This is a genomic window from Nocardia sp. CY41 (assembly GCF_009829325.1).
Taxonomy (GTDB): domain Bacteria; phylum Actinomycetota; class Actinomycetes; order Mycobacteriales; family Mycobacteriaceae; genus Nocardia.
In genome coordinates this window covers 186,563-196,031 of the sequence record NZ_VUOS01000007.1, presented here as the reverse complement: position 1 = coordinate 196,031, position 9,469 = coordinate 186,563, and the positions used below count along the sequence as shown (strand labels likewise).

Sequence of the window (9,469 nt, the reverse complement as noted above, 5' to 3'; positions counted from 1 at the left end):
CTCGGCACGTTGCCCAGCTGAGCGCGGACGGCCCGCCTCACACGGTGGCCGGGCGACCCAACGGCGGTACCCGCAACTGCTCGGCGCGGCCGCCGAAACGGAAGACGTGCCCGAGGTAATCGAGCGTCTCGCTGAAGTGCGCCCAGCCATCGGAATGGACCGGCACGATCACCGCGTCGCCGAGGACCTCGGCCGCCTGCAACGCGGTGCGCGCGTTCAGGGTGACGTCGGTGTCGCCGAAACGTCCGATGTTCGCGCCGCCGACGTTGAGCACGGCGATGTCGATGCGACCGATCCGTTCGGCGATGTTCCGCACCACGTCCACCGAGGCGTTGTCACCCGAGACGTACACCGTCGGCTGCCCGTCGGCGCGCAGCACGAACCCGGTGACGATCCCGCTGAACGGCTCGCATCCCTCCGGTCCGTGCAGGGCGGGCACACCGGTCACCTGCACTCCGTGCACCGTCACGGTCTCCCAGTTCTCCAGTCCGCGCACACCGTCGATGCGAGTGGCGGCGCCTGGCGTGGAGAGCACGGTCGGCACGGTGGTCAGCAGCTTCCGGCCGGAGTCGTCCAAGTTGTCGGCGTGTTCGTCGTGCGAGAGCAGCACCACGTCCACCGGACCGACCTCGTCGGCCGACACCGCGGGTCCGGTGAGCTTGTGCAGAGATATCTGACGATAGCCGGGTACATGACTTCCACCTCCACGGAGCAATCCTCATGCGAATCCGCATCGATATCACTGCCCTGTCCGCCGCGGCGCTCGCGCTCACCCCTTCGCCGGCCAACGCCGCCCCGTGGCCCGGCTGGACCGACGGTCAGCAGATGGAGGTCCGCCTCCTGCTCGGCGGCGTCAACCGCCAGTTCCAGCCGGAGATCATCCAGACCGCCAACGAGGTGTGCGGGATCCTGCGCGCCGACCCCACCCCCGCCGGGAAACGGGCCGCGCTCGAGCACCTGGCCGTCGACCACTACCCGCACCAGTTGGGCTACACCCTCGGCACCATGGTGGACGTGTCGTGCCCGGACATGCTCGGCGTGATCCGGTGACGATCACCCTCGCGTTCGACGTACCCGAGCAGTGCCGCGAGACCTTCACCCGCGAGCTCGAGCTGCTGCGGTACGGGATGGAGCCGCTCGTCGAATGGCTCGAACGCCACGGCGGCGGGATGCAGATGGGAGGATCGAAGGCATGAGCAACGCCATGCGGGTGGAGGTATCCGTCGGCGATCCGACCGGCATCGCGCTCTGCCCGCGCTGCCTCCACATCTGCCTGTGCACCCTGCCCATCACCGGGCTCGCCGAGACGGGTGTGATCCCCTTGGGGAACATCGCGGCCTGCGCCGAGTGCGACGACTTCACCGACGCGGTGCGCAAATTCTTGGCCGGACTCAACTCCTGAGCGCCGCTCACAGCGTGTCCACACCAGACACGCTGTGACCCGCGTAACACGACCCGGTTGTTCACGATGAGCAGCCCGACAGCCTGTGCGCAGGGCATTCCAATCGCAGGGGGAACCTGCCCGACCCCGAGGGGACATTCATGACCGGACCGCAGTACCCAACTGCTGACCGCTACACCTACCGAGTGCTGCGGGACGGTGACAAATTCGTCGCCCGATGCGCCGAGTTCCCGAACCTCAGCTGGGAGGCTTACTCACCGGAAGAGGCCCACACCGGGCTGATGAAGCTCGTCGACGGGACGCTGCGGGACCTCATCAACTCCGGCGGAGACGTCCCCCTGCCCGAGGTGCCGTTCACGCCCCCACCCGTCCCCGTCCAGCAGCACGCCCCGATCCATCAGCCGCCGACCGCCCCGTATCCGATCATGCAGCCACAGCCCACTTACGCGCCCGCGCCGCCGCAGGTGATGCAGAATGTCGTCGTCAACGCCTCCGCGCGGGTGGGCGGGTATCGCGTCGGACCCAACCATGGCTTTCACGCACTCATGACCTTGGTGACGTGCGGCATGTGGGCACCGATCTGGCTCCTCGTCTGGATCCTCGGCAGGAAGTAGCTGTCGGTCGGGTGTGCCACGATCAGTGGATGCGGCAGCACTACGTAGGACCTGACGGACGCCGCGGCGAGCCTGGGCAACTCGTGCGGCTCTCCGACGGACGCGCTGCGGAGACGCGGCCGGTCCGCTGCCCCAACGGTCACGTCCTCGCTCACGGCACCTTCACCCCCGTCTGGCTGCCCTGCCGGGTAGAGGGACGCAACGGGCACCGCACCCACCGCTGCCACGCCTGCGACGGAGTGGTCTACACGCCGCCGTTGGACGAGCATTGCTGGCGCGACGACGGCCAACACCCCCAGACATGACGAAAGCCGCCCCGGATTCGGGGCGGCTTTTGCTTGCGTCAGTCCGGGAGCGATGCCCGCGTCAGCGGGAGGATCGCCTCGCTCGGCGTAGCGGAGGCCAGCGCCTCCGTCGAGGCTCCCGGATGGTCGTTCACCGGCCACAGCGACCCATCCCCCATCCGCCGGCCAGTCCACTGCCACCGCCCATCCTCGTGCAAGACCCACTCATCGCCGCGGGCATCGTGGTACACCCCTGGTTCGGTTGGCAGCATCAGTCCTGAATCCCCGCGTAGTGCGCGAGCGCCCGCAGCTTGCTCGACGCTCGCCGCTCGTGCGCCGCGGTCGTCTTGATCACCGTCTCCACCGAACGGGACTTGCGGAAGTACTCCGGCGCCGACTCCTTCGCGTCGACGAGGGCATCGACGGCCGCGTCCGGCTCGCCAGCGCTCAGGTGCGCTCGCGCCACGTCGAGGTAGAAGTGCGCCTTGCGTTCGCGCGGGTAGTCGGTCGGGATCTGGGTCTGCTCCGCGAGTTCCTTCGCCTTGCCCACCTGGCGAAGATCGACCGCCGCCGACAGCTCGAACAGCTTGACGTTCGTGGGGCCCACCACCGTGCCGTGCGCCTGCCGGTCCCCGATCTTCTCCGCGAAGCCGTAGGCCTCGGCGAAATGAGTGTCGGTGGTCTCAGCGTCCCCAGCGGTCGATGCCAGGCCCGCTCGGCGCATGTGGAGAGCGCACAGCACCGCCGCGCCCATCTCGTCGTCGGCGTACGGCTCGACGGTCGCGATCGTCCGATCGGTCAACCGCACCGCGCGTTCCATCGCACCGACACGGGCGAGAGCGGCGGTCTTCACGTACTGGGCCGTGGCCAGAAGCAGTTCATCCTCGGCGTTCCCGGCCGCCCACACCATGCGGTCGGTGGCCAGAGTTGACAGGTCGTAGTGGCCCGTCTTGTGCGCCAGCGTGTTCCCTGCCCGGTAGGCGGTGACGAGCAGTTCGTAGGCCGCCGCTCCATCGCGCTGCCCGGCGACGAGCAGGTGGTCCACGAGATCGGGAAGGCCCTCGACGATCTTCGAGTACGCGCCCTCATGCCGCCAGCGCGCGACCTCATCGACCCGGAGCCGAAGGATGTCGAGCGGTAGCGGATCGACATCTGCCAGCGGGTCGGTCGAGGCAACGACCTGGCGCACGGTGGGCACGATGCGGTCGAGGCTCGCGGCTTCGCTTTCGGCGCCCATCAGGATCGACGCATCGACGCCCAGGGCGGACGCGATGCCGCCGACCCACATGGAGGTGGGTGAGTCGATCCCGGCTTCGACACGGGAGAGGTATCCGCGCCCGACGTGGGCGAGGGAGGCGAGCTGGTGCTGGGTCAGGCCGCGGGTCTTGCGGATACGCGCGATGCGTTCGCCGACGGCCTCGTTCTTCTGCATACCCCCACCGTAGCACCGAAAGAGGGAGCAATTAGGGAGCATTCATCTGTTGGCCTGCACTTAACGTGAAGTTAGCACACGGTGCCGGATCCGAGCTTGGACCCCCGAACCAGGCGATTCGTTTCGTAGCCTCTCGCCCCTCGGGAGGTTACGAGCTCTCCGGCACCGTGTGCCCATTCCAACAGAACACACAACGCGCCAGGGGGTACCAGATGCCCGAGTATTTACCCGTTCTCGTCGTCGGTGTAGCAATCGCGCTACTGGCCGCCGCGGTCTATTACGCCGCGTTGGTTCGGCCCGAGCCCGGCCCCCATCGCTACGAGGCTGCCCGGTGAGCCCCGTAGCGGCACCCGACACCCTCGACCGGTGGCGGGCCCAACCCTGCACCAACGCCATGATCGAGTCCATCGAGCACGCCCGCTTCGGCATGGACCTCCATGGCGGGCACGGCGGATGCGAGTTCTTCATGGCCGCGCTCAAGCGCCTGTCGGTGGTGCTCGGATGAACGACGCTGTCTCCGCCTGGCAAGAACGTCTGGAGGGCCGCACCATGGTCGTCGGCCCGGACGGGCTGCCGTACACCGTCGAGCAGTACCTGACCCTCGTGGCGAAGGCCAACGCCGGTCAGTCGCCACAGCAGTTGCTGCGCTTCGCCGTAGCCATCCGCGAGTGGGCCGACCGGTGATCGGCTACCTCGAATCCTCCATCGACGGGACCGTTTACATCGTCGGTGACGACGGGTACTCGTACACCGCTGAGGAATACGCGGACCTCCTCGAGGACCGGGCGATCGACCACGCCCACGAACTGCTCGATGGGTTCGCCGATGCCGCTGAGTGAGAACCAAGCCAAGTTGCTGGGCGCGCTGTTCGCCGAGTCCGACCGCCGCCTGCCCGTCCGTGAGCTGTCCAGAATTACGGACCTGTCCGAGCGGGTCGCTGCCCAGGACGCCGCCGAACTCCAGCGTTCCGGCCTCGCTCAGGGCACCGGCCGCGGCTACTGCCTCACCGGCGCCGGAAGGGCGTTGGCCCGCAAGCCCGTGTACCGCGAGTACGCGCGCTGATCAGTCTTCCCCGGCGATCGTCGGGGATTTCAGGAGATACACGAATCGAAGGAGAGCGCGTGCAGGAGAAGATCCCTGGTCCGGACGGCCCCGCCAACGACAACTGGAATGTCGACCCTCGCGGGAAGGATGCCCCCCGGAAGCGGATCATCACCGAAGACCCCCGGCTGATCAAGGCCGTGGACTGAGCGTCACCCACAGAATCTTCGCCGTGTAAACACCGCAGGCACGGCGGAGGCCGCCCCGACCTTGATGCGTAGGTCGGGGCGGTTTGGTGTCCGGACACGACAAAAGCGCCCCGCAGGTGCGAAACCGCGGGGCGGCTTTGTGTCGCTGAGGTGGATCAGGGCAGAGAGTAGGCCGCCCAGTCGTCCAAGTTCGCGGGCGGCTCACCACCGCCACTTACCCCAGAGTCGTCCTCGCCGTGCACGCCCGCATACCGGTTGGTCAGCGGAACCTGCGCCGTCGTGAACGTTCCCTGAAGTTGCGGCACGTTGTCCAAGAACGCCGTGTACACCGTCCCTCTTGCCTCGATGCGCATCACGGCGCCCTCCGCGGCCTTCGTGGTGGTGATGATGTCAGCCAGGCCAGTAGCAGAGGTGAACGTCGTCCCGTCCCACGAGTACATGCAGATGCCGTGTTTGTCCGCGACCCGCCAGTAGTGCACGCCAGCGTGGTTGCTCGCCGGGTCGGCGCGCACGCACACCGACATCGAGCTGTGCTGAGGATTCCTACCGTTCCAGCGGATCCGAGCCTGGGCTGCCATGTCGGCCGACGGCGACGTTGCCGCGTTCCAGAATCCGAAGCTGATCGGCTCGGACGCCAGCCCGACGGCTGACAGCTCGTTGGACGCCAGGTACAGCGGCCCAAACCTGGTGGTCCAGTTGCTGCCAAGGCTCGCCCGGTTGAAGTCGTCGGAGGCGAACTGGACGTAGGGCGATACGTCCTTGCCGACGAAGTTGTCGATCGAGTGACTGTTGGTCGTGCTGACGCGCTGCACGAACAACCCGAGATACCGGTGGCTGGAGTCGCCCCACGTCGTATCTCGATACGACGACCCATTTTTCACACCGTTGATGTAGACGGAGTACACATTGTTCTCATCGACCTGGCACCGGATCACATCGTTGGTGGCGATGGTGACCGTGCCGGAACCGATGGCGGTGTAGGTTCCGTTGATACCGGTGATCCGGCCGAGATTCCAACCACCGTTGTACGTGCCCAGAATGACCATCTCGGTCATGGCCGAGTTGCAGCGCAGCACCGCACCGGCGACCGCCGTACCGTTCGGCGCCGAGCCGATCGTGAACTCCACCGACTGATATGGGGTGACGGTCTGGCTGTTGTAGATCGCTGCGCGCCTGTTCGCGGTGGTGCCTTGGACTGCGAGCTGGTTGGAGATGATGCCGAGGTCACCGCCGGTCTCGGTCCACGATGACCCGAGACTGGTGTTGTTGGCCCGGTTGAAGTCGTCGGTGTAGTTGGCGAGGTTCACCACTGTGCCGGTCGCGTTGACCGCTGTCGCCGTCGCTGTGGCAGTGGTCGCCGCGGCGGTGGCGGTAGCCGACGGCGTGGCGGTACGTCCTGCAGCTGCAGCCGTCGCGGTCAGGGCGGGAACGGCGACGCTCGTGGAGATCTCGGCGTTCACCGCAGCAGCTGTGGCCGTAGCCGGGGTGGCGGTGTTGAAGCTGGAACCCTGCCCGATCGCGTCGTACACCAGCGTGGAAGCCGTCGCCGCCACGGCGCCCGCTGCGGCGTCCGCCGAAGCCGTGGCCGCAGTCGGGGACGAGTTCAACGCCGCTGTCGCCGCGGTGGCGTTGGCCTGCGCGTCGAAGTTTTGCTCCCCCACCGCAGCAAGCACCGAAGCGCCCGCAGTGGCAACCACGGCCGCCGCGTGCGCGTCCGCATGGACAGCGTGGGCGGGGACCAGTGCGGTGGCCGTGGCCGCTGTCGCCTGCCCACTGGAGGTCGCCGTAACTGCGGCGGGAAACGCGCCGGCCGCAGCGGTGGCGACGATCGCGGGCACTGTCACCGTTGTCGACACGGTCCCGGGACGGGCGCTCGCTGTCGCGGTGGCGCGCTGGGCCTGCGCGACGACGGAGCGGGTGCCGTCCCAGATCAGCCGGTCGCCGATGTACTTGCGCAGTACGGGCTCGGTGCCGATGCGGATCGCGACCGGCTCTTGGCCGCGCGTGAACTTCGGCATGGCTTACGCGGCGACCGTCACGGTAGCGATTCCGGCCGCGTCGAACGTAATGGACAGCGTGCCCGAGGTGGTGGACAGGTCCGCATCTGACTCGAGGTAGGCGATCAGCGGGCGAGTCGCGTCCGTGCCCGGGGTCGAGTCGTAGATGACGGCTTTCCGCACACCGGTAAGGGTGGATCCGGTCCAGGATGGGTCTGCGGCGTCGAGCTTGATCGTGTTGGTCGGCGCGTCGTAGGTGACCGTCACCGAGGTGAGAGTCTGCCCACCCGCGGTGTAGCCGGTGCCCGACACTTCGTTGGTGATGCTGCTCTTGTACTGGTGGGTGTCCTGATCGAACGTGTACGAGTTCGTGCACAGCATGATCTTGATGTTGTCGGTGTCGAAGTCGATCTCCTTGTTCAAGAGCGACTTGAAGAACAGCCCGTAGAACTTGCCGGTGAACGTGGCCATGAAGGATTCCTATTCAGGGTCGGGGACAACCGAATACTCGGTTTCCGGATCGGGGAGAGTGAGTGCCGCGTACTCGCTTTCGGTGAGCTTCTGCACGCGCGCGATGCCGCCGCCGTTCACGACGTAAGCGCCGACGAGGGTGGGCGGCGCGGGCAGCCCGGTCTCGATCAACGGCCACAACCGAACGGGTGTGGCGGATTCGGGGATCGTGATGTTGTAGGTGTCCATCCCGATCCGCACCCGCGCTGGCCCGGGGTCGAGGTCCTCGGTGGTGATCACCCCGTTCACGGGCGTGTAGGAGCGGACGGACGTGGTGATCATCGCGTCGCCGTCGTCGTTCTCCCGCAGGATGTAGCTGGAGAAGAACACCTCGTCGGTGTGCGGCGTGCCCGCGAGGTCGGTGAGGGTTTCAGTAATGACGGTCACGTAGTGGCCTCCTGCTATACGCCGGAGTAGATCCGGGCGTCATTCCACGAATGAGAGTTCGACCCGCTGCGCTCCACTCGAAGCCCCGCCCACGAGTTGCCGGACGGCACAGCACCGAACAACTGGGCCTGGCAGATAACGACCCCGTTGACTTCGATCCACGCGTAATCGCCAGCCGTGGAGAATGCGATCTTGTCGCCCGCGGCGACAGTGGCCGGGGTGTGGGCGTAGTTGGCGAACGTCGGACTGGACAGTGATCCGGTGAACCGGGCGAGGTAGACGTGGCCGGAGAGGATGTTCGCGGCCAGCCCCTCGGTGCCTGCGGAGTTGCAGCGCAGAATCAGGCCGCTGTCGGCGCTGGAGTTGGGGTTGTTGTTCCCGCCGGCGATGGCTTCGACGCGCTGCTTGCCGTTGGTGATGCCGGTGTCGCGGATCAGTCCCGCGCTGCTGTTGGACGTTCCGGTGGCCGACCACGAGTTGCTGACGATGCCCGCGTTCGTCCCGAACTGCGTCCACCCGTTGCCGGGCGGACCGTCGGCGCGGTTGAAGTCGTCGTAGAGCACGCTGTTCCACGACGTGCTCAGGGGGAAGTCGGTGGGCCGGTCGTAGATCTTCACCCACCGGATCCAGGCGTCGCACAGGGCATTGTTGAAGAAGTTCAACCCCCGCTTACCCGGGTGCGGGCGGTGGGTGGGGGTGAGCTGCGCCTGGCAGCGGGCGACGCCGTTGATGTACACCCGGCAGAGTTGGTCGTTGTCGATCAGAACTGTGCATGTGACGTAGTTGCCGTAGTACGGGACGGGTGAGGTGTTCCCGGCCAGGTCGTTGCCGGAGGACATGAGGCCGTCGAACTCGATGATGTGCACGTCATCGGAGGAGACGACGGGGGCGTGACGGAAGCGGATCAGCACCGAGTTGGCGAACGACGGGCCCACCTTGGCCCAGTTCTCCATGATGCAGAGGTTGAAGTACTGCGCGACCAGTCCCTCGACCGGCCACCACATCTCCCACTCCATCCCGAAATTCGGGGTGAAGGGCTGGAACTCGTAGGACTCACCACCGCCGACGACCGACGAGTAGTTGGCCGGCATGTGCATTTCCGCCGAGCCGTTGAGGTCGGCCTTGCTGCCGTCACCGAAGTGCCCCCACGGCTGTTTGATCGGATTCTCCGGCGCCCTGTTGAAGTCGTCGATCCACCCAGCCCACGCCCAGGGCAGGTTACGGCGAATCAAGAACGACAACCGTGTCTCCTTCTGGTGGCGTCAGCTCGCTCTCGTCGATGGCGCCGGAGATCGTGCCGCCATTGGCGATCAGGAATTTTCTGATGCCCTGCAAGTGGCGCTTATTCGCTCGCAGGTCGAGCCGATCTTCGGGCGAGTGCAGCTTCCGCAACGTCTCGGTGTCGGTGTCGAACCGGTCGATCGCCCACGTCAGCACCTGGATAGCGGACTCGGCCGGGGTCAGGTCGAAGTACCCGTCGAGCGATTTCACTTGGAAGGCCGCGCACCACAATGCCCAGCGGTAGTCGGGGATCTGCCAGTGCGACTCGTAATTCGTGGATGCTGCGACGCAGTGGAAAACCTTCACGGCTTC

18 protein-coding genes are annotated in these 9,469 nt (G+C 66.6%); 11 read left to right on the top strand and 7 right to left on the bottom strand.

Features of this window, described 5'->3' with window-relative positions; all coding sequences use genetic code 11:
- Positions 1-37: 37 nt before the first annotated feature.
- A complete protein-coding gene (locus GVY64_RS10070; RefSeq protein WP_159840240.1) occupies positions 38-715 on the bottom strand; it encodes an MBL fold metallo-hydrolase in 678 nt (225 codons plus the stop codon).
- 5 nt (positions 716-720) lie between these two features.
- Between GVY64_RS10070 and GVY64_RS10065 the strand changes: the two genes are divergently transcribed.
- The 5 genes from GVY64_RS10065 (at position 721) to GVY64_RS10045 (ending at position 2,321) form a co-directional block, all read left to right on the top strand.
- Positions 721-1,050 carry a hypothetical protein gene (locus GVY64_RS10065; RefSeq protein WP_159840239.1) on the top strand — a complete coding sequence of 110 codons (330 nt, stop codon included), beginning with the start codon at positions 721-723 and terminating at the stop codon, positions 1,048-1,050.
- On the top strand, positions 1,047-1,196 hold the full coding sequence (locus tag GVY64_RS10060) for a hypothetical protein (RefSeq protein WP_159840238.1): 150 nt from the start codon (positions 1,047-1,049) through the stop codon (positions 1,194-1,196). The genes GVY64_RS10065 and GVY64_RS10060 overlap by 4 nt, the downstream gene beginning before the upstream one ends.
- Positions 1,193-1,402 (top strand): hypothetical protein, encoded by a 210-nt coding sequence (locus tag GVY64_RS10055; RefSeq protein WP_159840237.1) that lies wholly within the window; start codon positions 1,193-1,195, stop codon positions 1,400-1,402. The genes GVY64_RS10060 and GVY64_RS10055 overlap by 4 nt, the downstream gene beginning before the upstream one ends.
- Positions 1,403-1,542: 140 nt before the next feature.
- Entirely contained in the window at positions 1,543-2,016 is a 474-nt protein-coding gene (locus GVY64_RS37220) for a hypothetical protein (protein ID WP_201297960.1), read from the top strand.
- Positions 2,017-2,045: 29 nt separating this feature from the next.
- The gene (locus GVY64_RS10045) at positions 2,046-2,321 is read left to right on the top strand and encodes a hypothetical protein (RefSeq protein WP_159840236.1); all 276 of its coding nucleotides are present in this window, start codon (positions 2,046-2,048) and stop codon (positions 2,319-2,321) included.
- Positions 2,322-2,571: 250 nt separating this feature from the next.
- On the opposite strand, the gene GVY64_RS10040 is transcribed toward GVY64_RS10045, so the two are convergent.
- Positions 2,572-3,732 carry a helix-turn-helix domain-containing protein gene (locus GVY64_RS10040; RefSeq protein WP_159840235.1) on the bottom strand — a complete coding sequence of 387 codons (1,161 nt, stop codon included), beginning with the start codon at positions 3,730-3,732 and terminating at the stop codon, positions 2,572-2,574.
- Between the two features lie 212 nt (positions 3,733-3,944).
- On the opposite strand from GVY64_RS10040, the gene GVY64_RS38705 reads away from it, so the two are divergent.
- From GVY64_RS38705 to GVY64_RS38700, 6 genes are read left to right on the top strand one after another with little or no spacing between them, the layout of a single operon-like run.
- Complete coding sequence (locus tag GVY64_RS38705; RefSeq protein ID WP_268895614.1) at positions 3,945-4,067, top strand: hypothetical protein; 123 nt, start codon at positions 3,945-3,947, stop codon at positions 4,065-4,067.
- Positions 4,064-4,237, top strand: coding sequence for a hypothetical protein (locus tag GVY64_RS10035; protein WP_159840234.1), 174 nt, complete (start codon positions 4,064-4,066; stop codon positions 4,235-4,237). The genes GVY64_RS38705 and GVY64_RS10035 overlap by 4 nt, the downstream gene beginning before the upstream one ends.
- On the top strand, positions 4,234-4,416 hold the full coding sequence (locus tag GVY64_RS10030) for a hypothetical protein (RefSeq protein ID WP_159840233.1): 183 nt from the start codon (positions 4,234-4,236) through the stop codon (positions 4,414-4,416). Before GVY64_RS10035 ends, GVY64_RS10030 begins: the two co-directional genes overlap by 4 nt.
- A complete protein-coding gene (locus GVY64_RS10025) occupies positions 4,413-4,571 on the top strand; it encodes a hypothetical protein (RefSeq protein ID WP_159840232.1) in 159 nt (52 codons plus the stop codon). The genes GVY64_RS10030 and GVY64_RS10025 overlap by 4 nt, the downstream gene beginning before the upstream one ends.
- Positions 4,558-4,794 carry a hypothetical protein gene (locus GVY64_RS10020; RefSeq protein WP_159840231.1) on the top strand — a complete coding sequence of 79 codons (237 nt, stop codon included), beginning with the start codon at positions 4,558-4,560 and terminating at the stop codon, positions 4,792-4,794. Before GVY64_RS10025 ends, GVY64_RS10020 begins: the two co-directional genes overlap by 14 nt.
- Before the next feature lie 59 nt (positions 4,795-4,853).
- The gene (locus tag GVY64_RS38700; protein ID WP_268895613.1) at positions 4,854-4,982 is read left to right on the top strand and encodes a hypothetical protein; all 129 of its coding nucleotides are present in this window, start codon (positions 4,854-4,856) and stop codon (positions 4,980-4,982) included.
- 155 nt (positions 4,983-5,137) lie between these two features.
- Here the strand turns inward: GVY64_RS38700 and GVY64_RS10015 are convergent, their stop codons facing one another.
- From GVY64_RS10015 to GVY64_RS09995, 5 genes are read right to left on the bottom strand one after another with little or no spacing between them, the layout of a single operon-like run.
- Entirely contained in the window at positions 5,138-7,000 is a 1,863-nt protein-coding gene (locus GVY64_RS10015) for a hypothetical protein (protein WP_159840230.1), read from the bottom strand.
- Positions 7,001-7,003: 3 nt separating this feature from the next.
- Positions 7,004-7,450 carry a hypothetical protein gene (locus GVY64_RS10010; protein ID WP_159840229.1) on the bottom strand — a complete coding sequence of 149 codons (447 nt, stop codon included), beginning with the start codon at positions 7,448-7,450 and terminating at the stop codon, positions 7,004-7,006.
- A 9-nt stretch (positions 7,451-7,459) separates the two neighbouring features.
- On the bottom strand, positions 7,460-7,876 hold the full coding sequence (locus tag GVY64_RS10005; RefSeq protein ID WP_159840228.1) for a hypothetical protein: 417 nt from the start codon (positions 7,874-7,876) through the stop codon (positions 7,460-7,462).
- Between the two features lie 14 nt (positions 7,877-7,890).
- Entirely contained in the window at positions 7,891-9,117 is a 1,227-nt protein-coding gene (locus tag GVY64_RS10000) for a hypothetical protein (protein WP_159840227.1), read from the bottom strand.
- Entirely contained in the window at positions 9,095-9,463 is a 369-nt protein-coding gene (locus GVY64_RS09995) for a hypothetical protein (RefSeq protein WP_159840226.1), read from the bottom strand. The genes GVY64_RS10000 and GVY64_RS09995 overlap by 23 nt, the downstream gene beginning before the upstream one ends.
- Positions 9,464-9,469: the final 6 nt, after the last annotated feature.

What these genes read in the sequence shown, in the direction of transcription:
- GVY64_RS10065 (WP_159840239.1), top strand. Translation starts at nt 721, where the DNA reads ATGCGAATCCGCATCGATATCACTGCCCTGTCCGCCGCGGCGCTCGCG.
- GVY64_RS10055 (WP_159840237.1), top strand. Translation starts at nt 1,193, where the DNA reads ATGAGCAACGCCATGCGGGTGGAGGTATCCGTCGGCGATCCGACCGGC.
- GVY64_RS37220 (WP_201297960.1), top strand. Translation starts at nt 1,543, where the DNA reads ATGACCGGACCGCAGTACCCAACTGCTGACCGCTACACCTACCGAGTG.
- GVY64_RS10045 (WP_159840236.1), top strand. Translation starts at nt 2,046, where the DNA reads ATGCGGCAGCACTACGTAGGACCTGACGGACGCCGCGGCGAGCCTGGG.
- GVY64_RS10040 (WP_159840235.1), bottom strand. Translation starts at nt 3,732, where the DNA reads ATGCAGAAGAACGAGGCCGTCGGCGAACGCATCGCGCGTATCCGCAAG.
- GVY64_RS38705 (WP_268895614.1), top strand. Translation starts at nt 3,945, where the DNA reads ATGCCCGAGTATTTACCCGTTCTCGTCGTCGGTGTAGCAATCGCGCTA.
- GVY64_RS10030 (WP_159840233.1), top strand. Translation starts at nt 4,234, where the DNA reads ATGAACGACGCTGTCTCCGCCTGGCAAGAACGTCTGGAGGGCCGCACC.
- GVY64_RS10020 (WP_159840231.1), top strand. Translation starts at nt 4,558, where the DNA reads ATGCCGCTGAGTGAGAACCAAGCCAAGTTGCTGGGCGCGCTGTTCGCC.
- GVY64_RS10015 (WP_159840230.1), bottom strand. Translation starts at nt 7,000, where the DNA reads ATGCCGAAGTTCACGCGCGGCCAAGAGCCGGTCGCGATCCGCATCGGC.
- GVY64_RS10010 (WP_159840229.1), bottom strand. Translation starts at nt 7,450, where the DNA reads ATGGCCACGTTCACCGGCAAGTTCTACGGGCTGTTCTTCAAGTCGCTC.